Source organism: Pantoea sp. EA-12, assembly GCF_030053355.1.
Taxonomy (GTDB): domain Bacteria; phylum Pseudomonadota; class Gammaproteobacteria; order Enterobacterales; family Enterobacteriaceae; genus Pantoea; species Pantoea vagans_C.
Window position 1 is genome coordinate 81,720 of sequence record NZ_JASGBY010000001.1, and the last position, 20,709, is coordinate 102,428.

Sequence of the window (20,709 nt, forward strand, 5' to 3'; positions counted from 1 at the left end):
CCTACAGGTACGATTAGAAACGGTAGGACGCGGTAACTGAGAAGTTACGCGGCGTGCCGTATACGATGCCGCCGTTGCCGACGTTTTCGTCATACTCTTTATCGAACAGGTTATTCAGGTTAGCTTGCAGCGTGACATTTTTCGTCACGTCATAGCGCGCGAACAAGTCCACCAGCGCATAGCTGCCCTGACGTGCACGCCAGGTGCCCACGCCCTCTGGACCTGCAATGTCGGTATAAGTCTTCGACTGCCAGTTAACCCCGCCGCCCAGCGTCAGCTGATCCATCATCGGCAAGCGATAGCTGGTAAACAGGTTGAAGGAAGTGCGTGGCAGCTGAGAGTTATAGTTCTCACCATCACGATCTTCCGCCACATAGCTGGTGCCGCCAAAGGTCATCTGCCAGTTATCGGTCAGCGCACCGTTCACTTCAAATTCAACCCCACGACTCACCACGCCTTTCTTACCGACATAAATTGCATTACCGGTTTGCGCGTTGGTTTGACCTGTAGCTGAGGCCACGTTATCCAGTTCTGCACGGAATACCGAGACTGACGTGGTCAGACGGCTGTTGAACCAGTCCGATTTGACCCCGGCTTCGTAGTTCTTGCCGATAACCGGTGACAGGAATCCGCCTGACGCATCCTGATAATCCTGTGGCTGGAACACGGAAGTGTAACTGGCATAAGCTGACCAGTTGTCATAGAAGTCCCAGATCACGCCACCATAAGGGGTGGTGTTGTTCTTCTCCATCTCTGAGGAGAGCGTTTGACGATTCCAGTTGGTGTAACGCGCACCCAGAATCACGTGCAGAGGGTCAGCAATCGAGACTCGTGTCGCCAGGTAGACAGACTTCTGACGCACTAACTGCGTGTCGGACGCAGGCGTACGAGGATCCCAGTCTGACTCAGCGTAATCACCGTTGTAGTTGTAGAAGTTACCCAGTTGCGCAGGCGAAATGTTGGTCCAGGCGCTGTAATACTTATTGTCCTGACGGCTGTAGTTCATACCCAACATCAACTCATGCTGGCGTCCAAACATCTCATAAGGGCCACTGGCAAATGCATCAACAGCATCCACCTTGCGCTTACCGGTGTTATAGCCGGTTCCGCCTACCGCGTCGTAGGCATACGAAGGATCGTACTGGTTAACCGCGATGCCGGTATCTTTGTTGATGTAGCCATCGATATACAGCTGCTTACTGTCGAGGAACATCTCATTATGGGTACCGTTTAAGGTGATGTTCCAGCCGTTATCGAAGTTCTGTTGCAGGTTGATAAAGACTTTTTTGTTCTCTTTATCGTTGTACGCCCAGTCAGTTGAGGTGTTATATCCGCGACGCAATTTCACCTGTGAACCGTCGGTATACCAGCGCGGCGAACCACCCCACATCGGTGAATCGGTATTCACCTGAGTGAACTCATAACCCACAGACAGCTTAGTTTTGTCGGTCAGATCCGCGTCAACCACGCCGTAGATGAATTTCTTTTCAAATCCGTAGCGTTCGATAAAGCTGTTTTTGTTTTCGTAACCCGCAACCATGCGGCCACGCACATTGCCTTCTGGCGATAGCGGCGCAGAGAGATCGGCAACATAACGTTGCTTATCCCAGCTGCCATAGCTGGCTTCGAGATTGCCGGTGAACTCTTTGCTGTCCGCATGCTTGCGCACCATATTGATCGCAGCCGAAGGGTTACCCGGCCCGGTCAACAGACCGGTGGCACCGCGCACCACTTCCACGCGCTCATACAGCGCCATATCGGTTTGGGCGTCGCCGAGGTTCCAGCGAGAGGCGAATGCGGTTGGGATACCATCGGTCATGTAGTTGTCGATGATAAAGCCACGGGAATAGTAGTTGGTACGATCCATATCACCGCTGACGCCACGGATACCGGTGGTATTCGACAGCACATCATTCAGTGATTGCAGCTGTTGGTCCTGCATACGTTGTTTGCTGATGATGCTGACCGATTGAGGGATATCACGCGCGGTGAGTGCCATTTTGGTGCCGGCACGGGTCACCGGGACGCTGTAATCTTTTGCCGCCTGCTCTTGCTGCGCATCCGCGCTGGCGCTGGCATCCACCGTCAGCGTTTGATCGCCGTTGGTCTTGTCTGCCGCTTGTGCAATTCCTGAGGCGATCATCATCGCCAGCAGAGAGACCTGCAGCACACGCTGTGGTGCACGGCCCGTTTCCCTGACGCGCTTTTCTTTGAAAGACATCATATTCCTCGATCAACTTATCGTTATTTTTGTTGCGGCTTACCTGCTGACGTCTGCTGGCTCCTGCCAAAAAATAACGTGCTGAAAAAGGAAGTTCAGAACCGGGAAATACCCCGTTCGCGCCGTCCTGGCGCAGACAAATCGACAGTAAAGTTACCGTTAAGAAAGCAAATGAGAAATATACGCATTCATATTACGATTGCAAGAAATTGTTACAGATTCACCACGGCCAACGTTTTTCTGCCAGCTCGACTAACAAACGTGAGGCCGGCGAAAGTTCGCTTAACGAACGGAACTGCCAACCGAAGGTACGCGGCATCATCACCAGTGGCAGCGGGATCTCAATCAATCCGCTTTCGGCCTGTAGCAGTCGGCGTGACAGGAAACTCAACAGTTGTGTCTCAGCCAATACGGCACGCAGTGGTGAAAGCGTGTTGCTCTCCATTTGCACGCGGGGGGCTGCGTAGCCGCCACTGCGCAAACGCTGCTCCAGCCATTGGCGTGTCGCCACATTATCGGATGGAAGAAGCCAGTTATATTCATTGAGCTGCTCTGGGGTAGGATGGATATTGGCGAGGGGATGCTGTCGACTGGCGGCAATCACCACCGGATCTTCAATCAGCGGACGAGTAATAAATTCACTGTCACCCTGCGGCAGAAAACCGAGAATCAGATCGATTTTGTTCTCACGTAGTTTTTTCTGCAGTAAATCGTTCATCCCCACCGTGACTTCCAGCCGCGCCGTGGGCGCTCTGTGCAGCAGATCTTTGCTCAGGACCGGCAACATAAACTGCGCCGCCGTGGCGGCGACACCCAAGCGAATCACCCCAGCAGTGCCTGCACCCAGCGCCTGTAAATCCTGGCGTGTGACCTGCATCATGTGCACGACTTTTTGAGCACGTTCACAAAGTAACAGTCCCGCCTCGGTGAGTTGCATCCCCCGCCCGACCTTGAGAATTAGACGCGTGGCGTAAAACTTCTCCAGACGTTGCAGGCATTTGGTCAGCGCAGGCTGAGTAATGCCAAGGGATTGCGCCGCTTTCCCTAAGTGTTGAGTCTCTTTCACTGCCAGCAAGTAGTGCAGATCTTTCAGTTCCATTCATTCCCACCAGGAATCGATTGATAAAAACCAGAGAATATAATTTATCATTCTACACTGCCAGGATGGTAAGACATTAACAACAGCGCAACACGCTGTTTGCGTCACCTTGTGGCGCTGAACAAGGGAGAAAAGGATGAAACAGACTTTGAAAGCACTGGCAGCGGCTATTGCATTGGTCACCAGCGCACAAGTGATGGCGCAAGATACTCTACCGGTAACGCTGCCGACACAACAGGATAGCCGCCTGGAGCAAGTTGCCACCTCACCTCGCGTGTGGAACGGCATCACCGTCAGCCACGACAACCGTCTGTTCGCTTCGCTGACGCAATCGGAAGGTGCCGGTTTGCAGTTAGCGGAGGTGGTGAACAACCAGTTGAAAGCCTTCCCCGATGCGGCGTGGAACCAGTGGGACGCCAAAGATCCCGAGCATCACTTCTACCATGTTAATGCGCTGCGAATCGGTCCCGATGGCGATCTGTGGGTGATGGACTCCGGCAACAAAGGCATTGGCACGGGCGATCAGGCTGTGGCGGGTGGCGCCAAGTTGGTGCGTATCAATCTGGCAAGCGGCAAAGTGGTAGGCAGCTATGTGTTTAAAGCTCCGACGTTGCAGCCAACCAGCTACCTGGATGACGTGCGCTTTAACGGCGATTTCGCTTACATCACCGATCCTGGCGCTGTGGGTTTAGTGGTGCTGAATCTGAAAAGCGGCAAAAGTTGGCGCGCACTGGACAATCACCCCCTCTCGATTGACCACCAACCGATATACGCCGACGGCAAAAAGCTTATTCTGCGCGATGGACGTGAAAAACGCGTCGGTCTCGACCAGCTAGAAGTCTCACCGGATGGCAAATGGCTTTACTACCAGGCCATTCCCGGCCCACTGGCGCGCATCGAAACCCGCTACCTGAATGACAGCGCGCTCACCGCCGCTGAGGTGGCTAAGCATGCGGAAAAAGTGCGTGACACCTGGAGCACCGGCGGCACAGCGATTGATGCCGACGGCAATATCTACGCTTCTGACATTAATACACGCAGCATCAAGCGCATCGCGCCTAATGGCGAGGTGACGACGGTGGTGCAGGACCCGCGCCTGGTATGGATTGATGCGATGTGGGTGTCCAAAGGGGCGCTGTGGATGCCATCCGGGCAAATCAATCGCACGCCTGCGACCACCGGCGGCAAACCCTCAACGGTAGAGTATCCGGTGAAGCTTTACCGCTTGGCATTACCGATCGCGCCTTCAGCGCGTGACCATCAATAATGGCACCCCGGCACCGAGTGCCGGGATATTACTCACGTCACTTAATATTACAGAGAGGGAAATAACACCGACATTAATCATCACCGTACGATATTTAAAATTTTTAAAACTAAGAGGTTACGCACATATTTCGCGTAATACCGACCTTGTGACCCCTGAAAAAAACACTGGATAATATCGCCAGATTGACGAGGTCGCAGAAGGTTAATTTGAACAATAAATAATCATTGGCTGTTTTTTATTTATTCCGAACACATCGCATTTGCTACCCACAAATGTGCACTATCCCTCTGGACAGGAAACACCGTCATGCTGCTGATCATCAGTCTGCTTATGATAATCTGTTTTATTGGCTTATTAATGAGCAAAAAACTTTCCGCGCTCACGGCCTTAATCATTATCCCGACAATATTTGCGCTTTTATCTGGCCATGGCGCAGATATGGGTGCGATGGTGATCAAAGGATTACGCACCGTCGCCCCCACCGGCGTAATGCTGATATTTGCCATGCTCTATTTTATGAGCGTGACCGATGCAGGCATGTTTGATCCGATCATTAAACGCATCGTTTCCGCGGTGGATGGCGATCCGGTGAAGATATTTATCGGCACCGTATTATTAGGTTTTATCGTCGCGCTCGATGGTGATGGTGCCACGGTTTATATGATTGTGCTTTCGGCATTTATGCCGATATATGAACGTATTGGTTTATCGAAACTCAGTGTCGCCGCCCTGCTTTTACAATGTACCGGCTTGGGCAATATGTTCCCGTGGGGCGGCCCCACGGCGCGTGCGGCCGCCGCGGTTCAGGCGGATGTCGCTACGCTGTTTGTCCCGCTGTTAGTCCCGTTGCTCGCCTGTGTGGCCTGGACCTTTATTCTTGCCTGGATGCTCGGTCGTCATGAGCGTAAACGGTTGGGCTTTCAGCAGCACATCCCCGAGGCTGTCGCCACCCTGCAATTCGAAGAGAAGCCGCGTGTCGCCTGGCGATTCTGGTTTAACTGGGCGCTGACCGCGGTGTTAATGACCTTCCTGGTGCTGGATGTGATGCCGATGGCGTATCTGTTTATGCTGGCAACCGCCATCATGTTCATCGTCAACTATCCACAATTAAGCCAACAGCAGGAGCAGATTGGACGCCATGCGCCCGCCATTCTCGCGGTAGCAGGGTTAATTTTTGCCGCTGCGGTGTTTACCGGTATCTTTGCCGAGACCGGCATGGCAAACGCGCTGGCACAAGCCATAGTGCACACCATACCTGCCGCACTCGGCCCTTATCTGGCGGTGATCACCGCTTTGATCAGCATTCCGGTCACCTGGATGGTATCAAATGATGTGTTCTATTTCGGCATGCTACCGGTATTGGTCCAGGCCGCCAGCCATTATGGTATCGAGCCGATTGAAATGGCGCGTGCTGCGCTGGTGGGTCAGCCGGTGCATATTCTCAGTCCTTTAGTTGCATCGACCTATTTATTAGTCGGCATGCTGAAGCTCGATTATGCCCAGACACAGCGATTCACCCTGCGCTGGTCATTTATTACCTCACTGGTATTATTGTTTGTTGCGCTACTGACCGGTTGTTTTCCGTTCTATCGCAGCCTGTAGAATATCAATAGCCAATTAGCACAGATAAATAAGACGGGATAGCGTCTGCGTGTATTCAATAATTGCACACGCAGAGGCTTTCCGGATAATTCTGTCTGGGTAGCAATATTTTCATTTGCAATAAAATACCGTAGAATGCGCCCTTTCATTTTCTGTATATAAGTAATAAGGGTTTATTCATGAGCGATGCACTCAAAGCATTGAACAATCTTCGTACGCTGCGTGCGCAGGCACGTGATATTGAGATTGCGGTTTTAGACGAAATGCTGGAAAAGTTCGCCGTGGTGGTTGCTGAACGCCGTGAAGAAGCAGCAGCGGATAATGCCGCGCAGCGCGAGAAAGAAGAAAAACTGGCGCTGTATAAAGAGATGCTGCTGAACGATGGTATTGATATTAGTGAACTGGCGTCATTAACCCCGTCTGAAAGCAAACCCAAGACCAAACGTGCACCGCGCCCAGCCAAATATAAATTTATCGACGAAGACGGTAATGAAAAGTTCTGGACCGGCCAGGGCCGCACGCCTTCGCCGATTAAATCGGCGCTGGATGCCGGTGGTTCAATGGATGATTTCCTGATTTAAGCGTTCCGGTGCGCATGAATGCGCACCCTACATGACCTGAGTGGTCGCCATTTATGGCGACCACTCAATGAACCTTATTTCAACGCTGCGCACGCCGCGGCAATACGTCTGCCCGCTTCTCGTACGCTATCGATATCGGTGGCAATCGACAAACGGAAGTAAGGTGACAAGCCGTACGCACTCCCCGCGACACCTGACACGCCGCTCTCCAGCAAATAGTTCAGCACATCCTGCTCGCTTGATAGCGCCTGACCATCTGGACGTGTTTTGCCCAGCAGCCCTGAAACGCGACAGAAGATAAAGAACGCCCCTTCAGGATTCAGCACTTCAATGCCTTTCACCGGCTTTAGTTGCGCCATAACCGCGTCACGGCGTTCCTGATATGCTGCACGCTGAGGAGGGAGGAAATCCAACCCACCGTTCAACGCAGCCACCGCCGCCGCCTGACTAACAGCGCTGGCTCCCGAACTGTTCTGTGATTGCACCACCACCATCGCATCAATCAGCGCTTGCGGTCCCGCGCCGAAGCCAATGCGCCAGCCGGTCATGGCATAGGTTTTAGACACGCCGCCCACCAGCAGAATACGCTCCGCTAAATCCGGTGCCACCTGCAGTAAACTCACATGCTCGCGCTCATCAAACAGAATATGTTCGTAAAGCTCATCCAGCATAATCCATACCTGTGGATGATCGCGCAGCACCGCCGCCAATGCAGTCAGCTCGTCGGCGCTGTACACCGCACCCGAAGGATTGCCCGGATTGTTCAGCACCAGCCAGCGAGTTTTAGCGGTGATCGCCTGCGCCAGCTGCTGCGGTTGCAGTTTGTACGCTTGCTCCAGCGGGCAATCCAGCAACACGGCTTCACCCCCATTGAAGCGCACGCTGTCCGGGAAGGTTGGCCAGTATGGCACCGGCACAATGACTTCATCCCCGTCATTCAGCGTGGCGGCGAAGGCGTTAAAAATAATCTGCTTAGCGCCGTTGGCAATGCAAATCTGTCCTAATCCATAATCCAGCTGATTTTCGCGTGCCAGTTTGGCCTGCACCGCTTTACGCAGCGGTGCGGTACCATTAGTGGGCGTGTAGCGGGTTTCGCCGGCATGCATAGCCGCGACCGCTGCCTCACGGATGTGCAGTGGCGTATCAAAATCTGGCTCACCGGTGGTGAGGTCAAGAATATCCACGCCCTGCTCTTTGAGCTGACGCGTCAACTGACGCGCCGCCGCATTAGCAGAGAGCGACACGGACTGCACACGCTTTGATAAGGTGACCATGTTCAGCTCCTCAGGGTTTACAGGGCTGGCAGACCCAGGTTTTCACGCAGGGTGGCGAATTCGTAGTCTTCGCGGAACAAGCCGCGACGGCGCAGTTCCGGGATCACCAACTCCACAAACAGATCCAACTGCTCAGACATGATGGCTGGCATGATGTTGAAGCCATCTGCGCCGCCCTCTTTCATCCACAGCTCGAAATCATCCGCGATATCTTCCGCCGTACCGACGATCACGCGGTGGCCACGTGAACCCGCCGCCACTGCCGCCAGCTCACGCAGCGTCAGGTTCTCGCGCTTCGCCATATCGGTCATTAACTTAACTCGGCTCTGATTACCTTCACCGAGTGGCACTTCCGGCACCGGGCCATCCAGCGGATACTGGCTGAGATCCATGCTGAAACGCAGTGACAGCTGACGCAGGCCATTATCGATATCCACCAGGGTGTTCAGCTCTTTCCACAACGCTTTGGCTTCTTCACGCGTGCGGCCTACGATAGGCATCACGCCTGGCATGATCACCACATGGTCTGGATTACGACCCGCCGCAATCACCTGATCTTTCTGTGAGCGATAGAAGGTTTGAGCCTCTTCCAGGCTGGCCGCTGCGGTGAAAATCACCTCTGCGGTTTCTGCCGCCAGTTTTTGACCATCTGCAGATGAACCCGCTTCAATGATCACCGGACGTCCCTGCGGTGAACGGGTAATGTTCAGCGGGCCCTGCACCTGGAAGTGTTCACCTTCATGGTTAATCGGCTGGATTTTGTCATCGACGAAGTAGCTGCCGGTTTCTTTATTTGGCTGAACGGCACCCGCTTCCCAACCCGCCCACAGCTTGTTGGTGACGTCCAGGAATTCGCGCGCACGCGCATAGCGTTCTGCATGGTTCGGCATATCGTTACGGCTAAAGTTGCGCGCCACGTCAGTTGAGAAAGAGGTAACGACGTTCCAGGCGGCGCGACCACGGCTGATGTGATCCAGCGACGAGAAGCTGCGCGCCATGGTAAACGGATCGCTAAAGGTAGTCGAAGCCGTCGCCGCCAGACCAATACGTTTGGTGTTTACCGCCAGTGCCGACAGCATCGTTAGCGGCTCAAGACGCGCCATGGTCGAAGGCAAACGGTACATGCTGGTTGCCAGCGCATCGCCGACAAAGAACAGATCAAACTTACCCGCTTCGGCTTTCTTGGCGATGGTGATCAGCCAGTCGATATCGGTGGGGTCGCCGAGTTTTTCCGTCAGACGCCAGCCGCTGACATGTTGTCCAACCGGTTGTACGAAAAGGCCCAAGCGGATGCGTGGTGAATTTGCAGTAGCCATTGAATTTGTCCTGGTCGATAAAAAGGGTAAAAGGTCAGAAATTGTTCTCAGTCGCCAGTAGCGCCTGTTCCAACGCGTCCGCATGAATGCGGAACGGCAAACGTTCAGCACTGGCCGCTGGGAATTTAATGTGTTCTGCGAGTTGACGAATGACCGCTGCGCGATCGCCCGTCAACGGGGCCAGTGTCAAAGGCATGTCGTACTGACGCAGCAGCGCCAGTAACTCCGCGTCTGGCTCGCCGTTATGCTCGATCAGCGATTGCACCAACAGGCTGTAGCCGACTTTCTCGCCGTGCAGCCAGTGATGCAGCTCTGGCAGATGGGTAAGCCGATTGTGAATCGCGTGGGCAAACCCCGGTGTGGGCAATTGGTCGCGTACGCTGTTCGCCAGTCCCGCTAACACAATGTTGGCGTCAATGACTTTCACCAGTTCAGGCGTGACCTGTTGCTGTGCGTTGGCACTCACCGCCGCTGCACCCAATTGGCGATAAACGTCCAACGCGCGCTGAGCGGTCATCACTTTAAGATCGAGCGCCAAATCGTGCGGGTTGTTGCGCAGATAAGGATAGAATTCGTAGTACTTCGCCAGCGCATCCACAATACCGGCCTTAAGATAGCGCACGTCGCTGCGCGCAATCACTTCAGTGTCCACCAGCACCAGCTCGGGCATTTTGCCCAGCGGCTGACTGCGCAGATGACCGCCCTGCTCGTTATAGATGATGGCAACCGGCGACCATGCCGCGCAGGTCGCCGCCAGGGTGGCGAAGTTGATCACTTTCAGGTCTGGCATCTGGCTGCCGACGGCTTTAGCCGCATCCAGCACACGCCCACCGCCTACAGCAAACAGCAGTTCTGCTTGCTGTTGCTCAATGTTATGTTTCAGCGTTTCAATCGCCGCGTCGGTGCATTCACCGTGCAGATACTCCAACTCCCAACGAATACCGTTGGCCTCTAAGCTCTGGCTTAATTCTGGATTAACCGCTTGCCAGGCACGGGGGGAGGTGAAGATACGGATATGAGTGGCGTAAGGTTTGATAAATTCACCAGCACGCGAACGCAGGCCGGCTTCATGTGCATAAGCACGTGGAGATTTGATCGCTAACACGTTGTCACCCTGATTAAGAATAAGGCTATAACGAGAAAAGTTATTTTATTTCATGAGGTTAATGCGAAATAGTTATAGCGCTATGTCATTTATGCATACTACGGTAAATAACGATTTAAGCAATGAAAAAGCCGCCATTTCAATTTCACAAATTCGCATTAGCTTAGCTATTTTTCACATATAGCAGCGACTGACATTACTGATAATCTGGACGACTTACGCATTGTGTCATGGCGTCATCAATTGCGCCGCTGCCAACATTTCCGCCATCGAGCGGTTTTCGGGGAACTTATGTCACTTGAATTTCGTCAGGTCAGAGAAGACGAAGTGGATGTCTATCAGGCTTTGATGCATGCCGCCTACGCATCCACGCTGGCGCTTGGCATCAAATTCGATGCCGCCACCGCCGATCGCGAAAAGACGCTGCGCCACCTGCAAACGCACGGCGTTTATGCACTCTATGCAAATAACACCATGGTCTCTTCCGTGACGGTTCGTTACCCGTGGGGACCTCTACCGGGTCCCTTTGGCTTGCCGCACATCGGCTGGTTTGGTGCGCATCCTGATTATCCTGGTCTGCAATATGGCCGCCAGGTACAAGATCGCCTTGAACAGGAGATCCTGCTCGGCAAACTTCGCGCGCCTGCAGTTTCCCTCGGGACCGCCATCAGCCATCCATGGTTGATCGAGATGTATAAAAAGCGCGGTTTCCAACTGATGCACACTACGGATCTTGGCAAAGGCCACATCACCCAATATATGAAGAAAGTGCTGGATGACACTGCGCATGATGCGTGGATGACACGGCAAGCAGCACAACAAGGAAGCAAGATATGAGTTTTGATGAGAACGCTTTAGGCGAGCATCTGGTTGCTTTCCGCCATGAGTTACACCGTTTCCCTGAACTCTCTAATCAGGAATTTGAGACCACCGCACGCATCCGCCAGCAGTTAGAAAACCATCAGATTCGCGTGCTGGATTTGCCCCTCAAAACCGGCTTAGTCGCTGAAGTGGGGCCCGCTCAGGGGCCGCTAATGGTGCTGCGTTCGGATATTGATGCTCTGCCGATTGAAGAGCAATCTGACGTCACTTTCCGCTCCGAACGTCCTGGCGTAATGCACGCCTGCGGTCACGATTTCCACAGTTCGGCGGCGCTGGGTGCAGCGATCCTCCTTAAACAGCAAGAGGCGAGCTTACCGGGACGGGTGCGTATTCTTTTCCAGGCGGCTGAAGAGACCGGACAAGGCGCACCCGATGTGATTGCCACCGGCGCGCTGAAAGACGCCGTTGCCATCTTTGGTATCCATAACGATCCTTCACTGCCCCCGGGCGTGATTGGCAGCAAAGCCGGCCCGCTCACCGCAGCAGTAGACCGTTTCGATATTCGCATTACCGGCGTGGGCAGTCATGCGGCCAAGCCGCATCAGGGCAACGACCCGATTGTGATCGCCGCACAGATTGTCTCTGCAGCCCAAACCCTGATCAGCCGCAATGCGCCCTCAGGCGATAACGCCGTGGTGTCGATTACCCAGATTCATAGCGGTAGCACCTGGAATGTGATTCCCGATAGCGCCTGGCTGGAAGGTACGGTGCGCTCGTTCTCACAGGAAACCCGTGAACGGTTGGAACAGCGTTTTCGTGAGATCGTGCAGGGTATCGGCGCCGCCTTTGCCGCCGAGGTGGAATTTAACTGGCACGCGGGTCCGCCGTCAGTGGTCAACGACGCGCACTGGGCTGACTTTGCCCTGCAACAGGCAACGGCAAGTGGCTTTGAAGCACGCGTGGTAGAGGCCAGCCCAATTGGCGAAGATTTTGCCTTCTACCAACAGCAGTTACCGGGTGCCTTTATGATGATTGGTACCGGTGAGCCGTATGCGCTGCACCATCCTGCATTTCGTATTAACGATGAGGTGCTGCTGCCAACATCGCGCTATCTGGCGAATCTGGCCGTGGCCGCCCTGAACAGTCTGGAGCAGCCATGAGTCTCACCCACGTTCTGGCCGAACTCATCGTAAACCGTCAACCGGATGCCCCCGCACGCACGGCCGCACGACAAGGCGTCAAAGATTTCCTCGCAGTAAGCTGGCCAGTGTTGCAAGGTCAGGTGCCAGATAGCGGCCTGCCCGCCCTGCGCACGGTGTATTCGGACAGCAGCCCGCGTTCACAGGCACTGCTACTCGGTTACGCCGCTCATGCCCTGGATTACGATGATTTCCATGCCGATTTTCGCGGCCATCCCAGCGTTGTCATTCTGCCCGCCTTGTTTGCCTGGCAGCAGCAACAGGCAGCGGAGATGGATGATTTTCTCGACGCCTATGTTATTGGCGTGGAAGTCGCGGGGCGCTTAGGTCTCGCCATCAGTCAGCAGCACTATGCGTTGGGTCATCATAACACCGCGACTTTGGGTACGCTGGCCGCCGCCGCCGCGCTGGCCCGATTGCTGAAACTGGATGCATCGGCCACCGCGGTCTTGCTGGGCATTGCCACCACCCAAGCCAGTGGATTGCGAGCGCAGTTTGGTTCGGCGGTGAAACCACTGCATGCTGGATTCGCTGCCGAACGGGCAGTGACCGCCGCACAGCTAACGCTGGCCGGTTTTGATGGACAGGAAAATGGGGTGATCGAGGAGTTTCTCGCTGCCAACAGCAACGGTCAGGCACAGCCTGGAAAACTGGTATCTGGCTGGGCAGCCCCGTGGCGTATTGTCGCGCCGGGACTGGAGTTCAAGCCCTTTCCGACCTGCGCCGGAACCCACAGTGCGGCTGAAGCCGCGCGCATATTACGCCAGTCATGGCTGGAGAGCGGCCAACCTCTGTCGGCATTACTGGATAACATTACCGATATCAGCGTTGCTTTCCCGCCTGGAGGCGATATCGCGGCCTCCGTCACCGAGCCAACCAACGGTATTGAAGCGCGCTTCAGTCTGGAATATGTCATTGCAGCGATGTTGATCTATAACGATCTTCGCCTGGAGGATTTCGCCGAGGGCGATCTCAACCCTGAGGTGATGCCGCTGGCCAGCAAGGTGCGTCGCACCCCCGATGCTTCCGCGCCGCCGGATGCCATTAACCCTGCATTGCGTTTTCATTTGCTGACCCTGACGTTGCGCGATGGTACGCAGCTACAGCATCGCCGCACGCGTCAGCAGTCACTGGCAGACGGCGTGGATGTTGCGGGTAAACTGCGTCTGGCATTAAGCCAGGAGACGGGTGAACAGTTGCAAAAGTTGCAGCAAAGCATCCCACTGCAAACATCAGCGGATCTTGTGACAATCAGCCAGTTGTTGCACATTTAATGTTACGTGCTGGGCCATGGGCGGCATGAATGCCGCCCCTATGACGGAAACACCTCGGATTTTCAACACAATTACCAAAACCCAGCGACTGCCTGAACTGGTGCAACTGCTGCGTTGCCATCGCTATCCGGTGACCGCACAGCAGTTGGCCGATCAACTCCGCATCAGCGTGCGCACGGTGTATCGCGACATTATCTGTTTGCAGCAGCAAGGCGTAGAGATTGAAGGCAGCGCAGGCCTGGGCTACCTGCTGAAATCCGACGGCCATTTGCCGCCGCTGATGTTTTCCCGCCATGAAATTGATGCGCTGGCATTAGGCCTCGACTGGGTGAGCCGTCACACCGATGCCGAACTGAAATCCGCCGCGCAACATGCACTGGCAAAAATACAGGCGGTGCTGCCAGATCATTTAACTCACACTATCGACCATCAATCACTGCTGGTTGCCTCACGCGGGGAAGCGCTGTTTGAGCGGCACCTGCCGGAAATTCGCCAGGCGATACACTCGCGCAATAAAATCACGCTACGTTATAAAGATCTGAAAGAAGCCACCTCCACCCGTACGCTATGGCCGGTGGTGCTGGGCTATTTTGATCGCGTGCGTTTATTGTGCGGCTGGTGTGAGCTGCGCCAGGACTTCCGTAATTTCCGCGTGGATCGCATTGAGGAAATAGAGGTGAACGGCGAGCTGTATCCAGGAACCCGGCATCAACTGTTGAAGCGCTGGAAGGATCATCAGCAGGCGCGCTATCCGGAAAGTCTTTAAAATTGAGCGACGGCCCTGTTCAGACCGCCAAGAGGTTTACATCTCGTCATCAGGCTCGAGCGCATCCTGAATCGCATCGGCGAGATTGGCGATCTCATTGGCGACGGCTTGCAAATCCCATGAAGCTTTAGAGCCGCTGGCGGAAGTAGAGGCACTCACCGACTCTTTTGCCATGGCTAACGCCGCCGCAACGGCAATCGTACGTTTGTGCTGTTCCGGCGTCATGCCCATTGGGGCGGGTGCAAAGTAATCATTTACCATTTCATATCTCCGTTTACAGCGTTCAGTTAAATTCAATCCTGCGTGCATTATCAGGATTATAACGGAGAGTGCGAACAATAATTCTCTAATGGCTTCAGACAGAAGCTTTCACACCCAGTCTTTGCTGTTCAAGCTGTCATCGCTCATGACAGAGCAACTTATGCCGTAAACTTAAGTTCAGGCCAGGCCACGTTGTGGGTGAGATCACAGGTAAAAAGAGGACCCTGAAAGTTGATAATCCCAGCCGCTTCCAGCCACATCCACTCTTCAGCCCGTTCGATACCCGTGGCAATGACCCATATTTCCAGTGCTGAGCAACAGCGTAAGATCGCCTGCACAACCGCCTGCTTGGGTCCACTGTTGTGAACATTGCGCGTGATACTGGCATCGATTCTGATTTTATCTGGCTGTATTCGGGTTAGCAGCGATAGGCCAGCCGTTCCGGCGCCAAAATGATCAATCGCCAGACTCACACCCGCGGCCTTTAATTTTGTGACTGCCATGACAAAGGCGTCAGGACGGGAGATTAACGCCATTTCACTGACGGCTAATGAAATCTGCGCCGTGACTAACTCTGCATCTGCAATTCCTGCCACGATTTGCTCAACCGCATCAGGGATTTCTACCAGCGTCATCGGCATGATGTTGACATACAGCATCATGTCCTCAGGTAAGGTATTGCCAGCAATACGAATGGCCTTTATGGCTAACGCGAGGTCGAGGCGGTGATGTTCAATCGGGTCTAACGCGATATCTTCAACGGATGCTGTATTGATAATCGCCTGAATAGACGTCACTTTTCTGGCAAAAGGATCAAGGATGGGGTGGAAACTGATGCCGTGCTCGCTGGTCTTGGTCAGCCTGTTGACAGGTGTGTATTCTTCAAACTCGTCAACGATGAAATCCCACTGTTCTATAGGTGGAACTTCAAAATAATTTTCTTTCTCTCGGGCCTCAACAAAGGTTCTGAGGAACTGCAATGCGCGGTCGTCATAAGTTAGTTGATAGAGGGAAGTTCCCTTGTCTAACACCGCTTGTAAAACCGAATCTTTGTCATGCTCACGCAGATCGAATAGTTCCATTCCTGCATTACCAAATCGGCGATACGGTGCATGATCTTGCATTAGTTCCACAATATTGTGATGCCGCACGTCTGAACAGATCCGCTGATACACGTACTGCACACCTTCGTCTGGCCCTTCGAGAATTTGGAAAAAATGCGTGCCATTGAACAAAAGGATGCCGGTGACATCTTGAGTCTCGTTCAGCTTGCTGGCCCTGCTGACCATATCCGGGAGAATTTTAACGGGGACATCATCAGAAATATGGCTGCGGTAGATAAGCGTGGTAAGCATGAATTGTTCCAGCTGGGTGACACATTGGCGCCACCGTAGCATTTCGTTCACACGAAAAATAGCTAATTATGAAAAACTGTTATTTAACGCTTCGCTTTAAAAAAGAGGTTTATGTTATTTTTTCGAATAACTCAATCAGAACAAACATGCCTAATGAAATTTAACGTTCCAAGCGGAGCCGTGTATCAACAATAATATGATGGGATGTTTATTTAAAAATGCGATGACATCAGAAACAGGTGTAGACTTTCTAAATTATATGCCACACTGGATGTGCATACATACTTTGGAGGTCAAGTGGGCCATGATGAGCGAATTACGCAAGAGATGCTTGCTCTGTTAGGCGAAACGGTGAGGCATTTTATCAGAGAAGGAATTCCCTTCGAGCTTCACGCACTTTCTCAAGCCATGCAGAAATTGAAGGAAAGCGAAATCGATGACGAAGTAAAAGTGAGATATGAGGGCATGATCCGTCTGCTTTCTGAGTTAATGCATTAACATCACATTCAAAAATAATTATGCATCGTCCGGCGTATAGCCCACCACAATTCCAAGCGTTTTACGCAAAATTTCCAGTTCGCCTTCATCCTTAGTGGATTCAAGCGCAGAGATTAGACTCAATATTATTGACTTGTTGCTGACGTGCCCTTCTGTAGCCAGTAGACGTGGAATAATCATGCCCAGAACGGCGGCCTCATCGCTTAGTTCCGCCCCGCTCTCACGAAAATGCATGGCCAGTTCTTCATCGGGTATCGCAGCAAGAATGTCTTGAGGCTTTTGCATAATCCTGTCCTGTTATTGATTAAGGCCTGCCCTGATTAGCCTGGTTCAGTGCTTACGTTGATTCCCAGCACCATGGTTAACGGGAAAGAGATAAACCACGCTGTCATCATTACTGCTGTTGCTATTTTCTCTCTGATTGGCTGCAATGCATTCATTCACCTCTTTGATCGCGAACCCAATGTGCTGTCGTCGGGTATCTTGTTCAGCTTGTTCTTGCATAAACTTGAGCTGATTGATCAGTGCGATGTTGCTAATCGGTCCTGCCTTGATGAGCAATGCCAGCGTAGCTTCGCCTATGATTTCATCAATTATTTTCTGTAAATCACTTCTGTTCATACTCGTCTCTGGTTGCTGCATGTCTATCAGAAAATGCGCGTTAATTTGAAGGTTCGCGAAGGACCATAATGAAATCTAGCATTCACGAGTTGTACAAATCCAATGCAACATCAGTAAGACAAAAGCTGTACAACCTGGACAAATACGACTCTTAACTTTCACGCTCAAACAGTAGACCAATCAACTGATGATAGTGGCGTTCTTCTTCCGCGTTGCCAGAAAGCTCCATGCGGCGCAGGAGTTTAGTGCAAAGCGATTTCCGGTTAAGATTGCGGCCTTCCCGCAGAATTTCAACAACAATTTGACCCAAAGTCTCTTGTTGAGACGGTAACGATGCCCTTGAAAAGTATTGAGCAATGGCTTCCGAGGAGTTTGGCGTGTATCCATTCTGACGCATGATTTTACCCCCAAATGGGCGGTGAGACAGACCGCCCGGTTAGTTGTACAATTTAAGCAAAGTTGTACAAGAATATAAAACCATCGCATCATTTTTTTTTGCAAAAAGTGCTATTTCCACCCCCTATACCTGGTAAACATACGTTTTGCATGGCAAGTGGTGACTTAAGCCAAATCACGTTTAAGTGCATCTGAAATATTACTTTTTACCCCGATCTCGATGATTCACTCGAATGGCAAACTCATCTGAATGAAGTCCACGTAAGGGTGAGTGTGACGGTTGCTCAGCAGATGACGGCTGGCGGTAATCCTGTAGCCACGCCATAGCACGGGTAATGGTTGTCTGGCGAAGGGCTGACCCCTCTTCCGAGGCCATACTCTTCAATTCGATCTGCAACTGCGCAACGGTGACTTTTTCATGACGCAGAAGAATCCGGTATGCCGCTTCACCAATAATTTTTTCTGTGCTTTCCATTTTGACTTCTCCTGAAGATATGGGCTTTCGCTTTGTCCTCAGGTTTCATTCTAGCGCATTCAATCTCATGCTAAACATATCTTATCAACACACATTTAGGACTTTTAATGAAGTTAATCAGGAAGTTAACCAGATCCCGTCAAAGTTTAATTTGGATGACTACGTTTATTACCTGGACAATTCCGATGAATTTTATGAAAGGTATGTTGACGCCGTTCCCTACTTCTTGGGAACGGCACCCAATTTCATTAGTTTTTAAATATGAAGTAGATTATGACTAGCAATTTGTATCAATTGATTCTAATTAATACGCATTGCCTTTTAAGTGTTTCCTGCAGTAGACAGCAGTTTGAATACGACTTTTGATACGGAATTTTGCATGCTTAATCACCGCCATCCACATCGGATGTGCTGTGTTTCTGTTGAACTTTTCAAGTGAATTAAGCAACTCAGTCCATATGATTGCCTGCTGTGTTTTGTCTTTACCCAAGGTTTCTTTCATTTGTTGAATAGTTGCATCAACCTGCAATTTTACTTCAGTAAGGCTCATTCCCGATTGGTGAAAAGCAGCAAGTTTTCTCAACTTAACCGCAATAATCTCAACGTCTGACTCCAGTTTGCTCAAACACACCTCAACAGATATTATTTTTTTTGAATTATAGTTGTAGTTGCTTTTTTTAAAAAAGAAAGCCAAAACCTAAAATAACTTCTTGTCTGGGAACCTGCGGGCTCATTTAATGAACTGACGACATTGATGATCGCTATCCACCAGAGACTGATATCCTTGTGGCAAGTTATAAACAAGTTCACTCCACCACCAGTAGACGCTCAATTTTCAGGCAGTCATCATCCCTCTCTGATACCCCCTTTTACGACTTAATCTGTAAGAACTTAAAATCTATCAAATAATCAAGGCGCTTAACTGACCTATCGCGGCAGATTGTAAATTTATGTCTATGATGTAGGTGGTTCAATCATTCATGTTTCGAATTTCATGAAGTTGAATCGTTTAATTTATAACCAGAATCCTGCAGTAACGCATTGAATTTTAAGGGAAGTTAAATGCTTAGTATCAGAAGAAAAAAAGTTAAACCGATGCGTCTTAAGGACGTGACAATCATAGATGATGGCCGTCTGAAAAAAGCGATTACCGCTGCCGCCTTGGGTAATGCCATGGAATGGTTTGATTTCGGCGTCTACGGCTATGTCGCTGCTGTTTTGGGGAAAGTCTTTTTCCCTGATGCCTCACCGGGTATTCAGATTATTGCGGCTCTGGGGACGTTTTCTGTTCCGTTCATCATACGACCGCTGGGTGGTATGTTTTTTGGCGTGCTAGGCGATAAATACGGCCGACAGAAAATTTTGGCTATGACCATCATACTGATGACTCTCAGCACCTTCTGTATCGGACTGATACCTTCCTATGCCTCCATTGGCTTCTGGGCACCTGTTCTGCTGCTGATTGCAAAAATGGTCCAGGGATTTTCAGTCGGAGGGGAATACACTGGTGCTTCAATCTTTGTCGCAGAATATTCCCCCGACCGTAAGCGTGGTTTTTTAGGAAGCTGGCTTGATTTCGGCTCGCTGGTGGGATTTGTCTGTGGGGCGGGTGTCGTTGTGCTGCTTACCACCATACTCGGACAGGAAAAGTTTAATGACTGGGGCTGGCGTATCCCCTTCTTTATGGCATTACCACTGGGGCTGATTGGACTTTATCTGCGCCATGCGCTTGAAGAAACGCCAGCATTTCAGAAGCACGTCGATTCACTTGAACAGGGTTCTAAACAGGGTCTGAGCGAGGGGCCTTCAGTTCCGTTCAAGGAAGTTGCCCAAAAGCACTGGCGTAATCTTATCTCCTGCATTGGTATCGTGATCACCACTAATGTCGCTTACTACATGCTGTTAACTTACGTACCCAGCTATCTGACACACAACTTGCATTACTCTGAAGACCGAGGCGTGTTGATCATTGTCGTTATCATGCTGGCAATGTTGTTTGTACAACCCATCATGGGATTACTGAGTGATAAGTTTGGACGACGTCCATTTATCATTATTGGCAGTGTGGCCATGGTCATTTTGTCCATTCCATCATTCATGTTGATCACCCATCACAGTGTCGTTGCGCTCTTTTTTGGCCTGTTTATTCAGGCTGTGATACTGAACTGTCTCATTGGTGTGATGGCTGCAACACTGCCGGCATTGTTCCCGACAGAGGTACGTTACAGTGCACTGGCCAGTACCTATAACATCTCTATTCTGGTAGCAGGCGTCACGCCTACACTGACTGCGTGGCTGGTTGAAGAAACCGGTAACCTTTATATGCCTGCGTGGTATCTGATGGTTGTAGGGGCAATCGGGGTTGTCACCGGCTTCACTTTGAGAGAGACAGCGAATAAACCTCTCTATGGCGATACCCCTGCGGCCTCATCACTTGAAGAGGCTAAAGAGTTACTGCAGGAACATCACGATGGTATTGAGCAACGCATCGAAGACATAGATGAAAGAATTGAAGAACTGAAGAAAAAACGCCGCAATTTAGTTGATCAGCATCCTGAAATTACCCAGTAACTT

The 20,709-nt window shown here is 51.7% G+C and carries 21 protein-coding genes; 9 read left to right on the top strand and 12 right to left on the bottom strand.

What is annotated here, in order from left to right:
- Positions 1–13: 13 nt before the first annotated feature.
- Both fhuE and QMZ30_RS00410 read right to left on the bottom strand, forming a co-directional pair.
- Positions 14–2,221, bottom strand: a complete 2,208-nt coding sequence (gene fhuE, locus QMZ30_RS00405) for a ferric-rhodotorulic acid/ferric-coprogen receptor FhuE (RefSeq protein ID WP_502921457.1) — start codon at positions 2,219–2,221, stop codon at positions 14–16.
- Positions 2,222–2,441: 220 nt separating this feature from the next.
- Entirely contained in the window at positions 2,442–3,320 is an 879-nt protein-coding gene (locus tag QMZ30_RS00410; RefSeq protein ID WP_283225888.1) for a LysR family transcriptional regulator, read from the bottom strand.
- Positions 3,321–3,456: 136 nt separating this feature from the next.
- Between QMZ30_RS00410 and QMZ30_RS00415 the strand changes: the two genes are divergently transcribed.
- From QMZ30_RS00415 to QMZ30_RS00425, 3 genes are all read left to right on the top strand, one after another.
- Positions 3,457–4,587, top strand: coding sequence for an L-dopachrome tautomerase-related protein (locus QMZ30_RS00415; RefSeq protein WP_283225889.1), 1,131 nt, complete (start codon positions 3,457–3,459; stop codon positions 4,585–4,587).
- Between the two features lie 309 nt (positions 4,588–4,896).
- On the top strand, positions 4,897–6,192 hold the full coding sequence (locus tag QMZ30_RS00420; protein ID WP_283225890.1) for a CitMHS family transporter: 1,296 nt from the start codon (positions 4,897–4,899) through the stop codon (positions 6,190–6,192).
- Between the two features lie 179 nt (positions 6,193–6,371).
- Positions 6,372–6,773, top strand: coding sequence for an H-NS family histone-like protein (locus QMZ30_RS00425; protein WP_058973560.1), 402 nt, complete (start codon positions 6,372–6,374; stop codon positions 6,771–6,773).
- Positions 6,774–6,847: 74 nt separating this feature from the next.
- On the opposite strand, the gene QMZ30_RS00430 is transcribed toward QMZ30_RS00425, so the two are convergent.
- From QMZ30_RS00430 to QMZ30_RS00440, 3 genes are read right to left on the bottom strand one after another with little or no spacing between them, the layout of a single operon-like run.
- A complete protein-coding gene (locus QMZ30_RS00430; protein WP_283225891.1) occupies positions 6,848–8,047 on the bottom strand; it encodes an aminotransferase class I/II-fold pyridoxal phosphate-dependent enzyme in 1,200 nt (399 codons plus the stop codon).
- Positions 8,048–8,064: 17 nt separating this feature from the next.
- Positions 8,065–9,363, bottom strand: coding sequence for an LLM class flavin-dependent oxidoreductase (locus QMZ30_RS00435; RefSeq protein WP_283225892.1), 1,299 nt, complete (start codon positions 9,361–9,363; stop codon positions 8,065–8,067).
- 34 nt (positions 9,364–9,397) lie between these two features.
- Entirely contained in the window at positions 9,398–10,468 is a 1,071-nt protein-coding gene (locus QMZ30_RS00440; protein ID WP_283225893.1) for an iron-containing alcohol dehydrogenase family protein, read from the bottom strand.
- Positions 10,469–10,759: 291 nt separating this feature from the next.
- Here QMZ30_RS00440 and QMZ30_RS00445 point away from each other — a divergent pair, with 291 nt between their 5' ends.
- From QMZ30_RS00445 to QMZ30_RS00460, 4 genes are all read left to right on the top strand, one after another.
- The gene (locus tag QMZ30_RS00445; protein ID WP_283225894.1) at positions 10,760–11,305 is read left to right on the top strand and encodes a GNAT family N-acetyltransferase; all 546 of its coding nucleotides are present in this window, start codon (positions 10,760–10,762) and stop codon (positions 11,303–11,305) included.
- On the top strand, positions 11,302–12,450 hold the full coding sequence (locus tag QMZ30_RS00450) for an amidohydrolase (RefSeq protein WP_283225895.1): 1,149 nt from the start codon (positions 11,302–11,304) through the stop codon (positions 12,448–12,450). The genes QMZ30_RS00445 and QMZ30_RS00450 overlap by 4 nt, the downstream gene beginning before the upstream one ends.
- Positions 12,447–13,763: an MmgE/PrpD family protein gene (locus QMZ30_RS00455; RefSeq protein WP_283225896.1), complete on the top strand. Its 1,317-nt coding sequence runs from the start codon at positions 12,447–12,449 to the stop codon at positions 13,761–13,763. The genes QMZ30_RS00450 and QMZ30_RS00455 overlap by 4 nt, the downstream gene beginning before the upstream one ends.
- Before the next feature lie 70 nt (positions 13,764–13,833).
- Positions 13,834–14,529 carry a helix-turn-helix transcriptional regulator gene (locus QMZ30_RS00460; protein ID WP_283226298.1) on the top strand — a complete coding sequence of 232 codons (696 nt, stop codon included), beginning with the start codon at positions 13,834–13,836 and terminating at the stop codon, positions 14,527–14,529.
- A gap of 36 nt (positions 14,530–14,565) precedes the next feature.
- Here the strand turns inward: QMZ30_RS00460 and QMZ30_RS00465 are convergent, their stop codons facing one another.
- Both QMZ30_RS00465 and QMZ30_RS00470 read right to left on the bottom strand, forming a co-directional pair.
- Positions 14,566–14,790 (bottom strand): hypothetical protein, encoded by a 225-nt coding sequence (locus QMZ30_RS00465; protein ID WP_283225897.1) that lies wholly within the window; start codon positions 14,788–14,790, stop codon positions 14,566–14,568.
- Between the two features lie 158 nt (positions 14,791–14,948).
- A complete protein-coding gene (locus QMZ30_RS00470) occupies positions 14,949–16,145 on the bottom strand; it encodes a diguanylate phosphodiesterase (RefSeq protein ID WP_283225898.1) in 1,197 nt (398 codons plus the stop codon).
- 297 nt (positions 16,146–16,442) lie between these two features.
- On the opposite strand from QMZ30_RS00470, the gene QMZ30_RS00475 reads away from it, so the two are divergent.
- Complete coding sequence (locus tag QMZ30_RS00475) at positions 16,443–16,643, top strand: hypothetical protein (protein ID WP_283225899.1); 201 nt, start codon at positions 16,443–16,445, stop codon at positions 16,641–16,643.
- Positions 16,644–16,661: 18 nt separating this feature from the next.
- Here the strand turns inward: QMZ30_RS00475 and QMZ30_RS00480 are convergent, their stop codons facing one another.
- The 5 genes from QMZ30_RS00480 to QMZ30_RS00500 form a co-directional block, all read right to left on the bottom strand.
- On the bottom strand, positions 16,662–16,928 hold the full coding sequence (locus QMZ30_RS00480) for a biofilm development regulator YmgB/AriR family protein (RefSeq protein ID WP_283225900.1): 267 nt from the start codon (positions 16,926–16,928) through the stop codon (positions 16,662–16,664).
- Positions 16,929–16,973: 45 nt separating this feature from the next.
- On the bottom strand, positions 16,974–17,264 hold the full coding sequence (locus tag QMZ30_RS00485; RefSeq protein WP_283225901.1) for a hypothetical protein: 291 nt from the start codon (positions 17,262–17,264) through the stop codon (positions 16,974–16,976).
- A gap of 151 nt (positions 17,265–17,415) precedes the next feature.
- Complete coding sequence (gene ycgZ, locus QMZ30_RS00490) at positions 17,416–17,661, bottom strand: regulatory protein YcgZ (RefSeq protein ID WP_058973571.1); 246 nt, start codon at positions 17,659–17,661, stop codon at positions 17,416–17,418.
- 198 nt (positions 17,662–17,859) lie between these two features.
- Positions 17,860–18,135, bottom strand: coding sequence for a hypothetical protein (locus QMZ30_RS00495; protein ID WP_283225902.1), 276 nt, complete (start codon positions 18,133–18,135; stop codon positions 17,860–17,862).
- Positions 18,136–18,439: 304 nt separating this feature from the next.
- Positions 18,440–18,760, bottom strand: coding sequence for a hypothetical protein (locus QMZ30_RS00500; RefSeq protein WP_283225903.1), 321 nt, complete (start codon positions 18,758–18,760; stop codon positions 18,440–18,442).
- 437 nt (positions 18,761–19,197) lie between these two features.
- On the opposite strand from QMZ30_RS00500, the gene proP reads away from it, so the two are divergent.
- Positions 19,198–20,706 (top strand): glycine betaine/L-proline transporter ProP, encoded by a 1,509-nt coding sequence (gene proP, locus QMZ30_RS00505; protein ID WP_283225904.1) that lies wholly within the window; start codon positions 19,198–19,200, stop codon positions 20,704–20,706.
- Positions 20,707–20,709: the final 3 nt, after the last annotated feature.

Excerpts from the sequence above, each read along its gene's own strand:
- ycgZ (WP_058973571.1), bottom strand. The coding sequence starts at position 17,661 with ATGCGTCAGAATGGATACACGCCAAACTCCTCGGAAGCCATTGCTCAA.
- QMZ30_RS00485 (WP_283225901.1), bottom strand. The coding sequence starts at position 17,264 with ATGAACAGAAGTGATTTACAGAAAATAATTGATGAAATCATAGGCGAA.
- QMZ30_RS00445 (WP_283225894.1), top strand. The coding sequence starts at position 10,760 with ATGTCACTTGAATTTCGTCAGGTCAGAGAAGACGAAGTGGATGTCTAT.
- QMZ30_RS00455 (WP_283225896.1), top strand. The coding sequence starts at position 12,447 with ATGAGTCTCACCCACGTTCTGGCCGAACTCATCGTAAACCGTCAACCG.
- QMZ30_RS00465 (WP_283225897.1), bottom strand. The coding sequence starts at position 14,790 with ATGGTAAATGATTACTTTGCACCCGCCCCAATGGGCATGACGCCGGAA.
- QMZ30_RS00425 (WP_058973560.1), top strand. The coding sequence starts at position 6,372 with ATGAGCGATGCACTCAAAGCATTGAACAATCTTCGTACGCTGCGTGCG.
- fhuE (WP_502921457.1), bottom strand. The coding sequence starts at position 2,221 with ATGTCTTTCAAAGAAAAGCGCGTCAGGGAAACGGGCCGTGCACCACAG.
- QMZ30_RS00430 (WP_283225891.1), bottom strand. The coding sequence starts at position 8,047 with ATGGTCACCTTATCAAAGCGTGTGCAGTCCGTGTCGCTCTCTGCTAAT.
- QMZ30_RS00495 (WP_283225902.1), bottom strand. The coding sequence starts at position 18,135 with ATGGAAAGCACAGAAAAAATTATTGGTGAAGCGGCATACCGGATTCTT.
- QMZ30_RS00410 (WP_283225888.1), bottom strand. The coding sequence starts at position 3,320 with ATGGAACTGAAAGATCTGCACTACTTGCTGGCAGTGAAAGAGACTCAA.
- QMZ30_RS00415 (WP_283225889.1), top strand. The coding sequence starts at position 3,457 with ATGAAACAGACTTTGAAAGCACTGGCAGCGGCTATTGCATTGGTCACC.
- QMZ30_RS00450 (WP_283225895.1), top strand. The coding sequence starts at position 11,302 with ATGAGTTTTGATGAGAACGCTTTAGGCGAGCATCTGGTTGCTTTCCGC.
- QMZ30_RS00420 (WP_283225890.1), top strand. The coding sequence starts at position 4,897 with ATGCTGCTGATCATCAGTCTGCTTATGATAATCTGTTTTATTGGCTTA.
- proP (WP_283225904.1), top strand. The coding sequence starts at position 19,198 with ATGCTTAGTATCAGAAGAAAAAAAGTTAAACCGATGCGTCTTAAGGAC.
- QMZ30_RS00470 (WP_283225898.1), bottom strand. The coding sequence starts at position 16,145 with ATGCTTACCACGCTTATCTACCGCAGCCATATTTCTGATGATGTCCCC.
- QMZ30_RS00480 (WP_283225900.1), bottom strand. The coding sequence starts at position 16,928 with ATGCAAAAGCCTCAAGACATTCTTGCTGCGATACCCGATGAAGAACTG.
- QMZ30_RS00435 (WP_283225892.1), bottom strand. The coding sequence starts at position 9,363 with ATGGCTACTGCAAATTCACCACGCATCCGCTTGGGCCTTTTCGTACAA.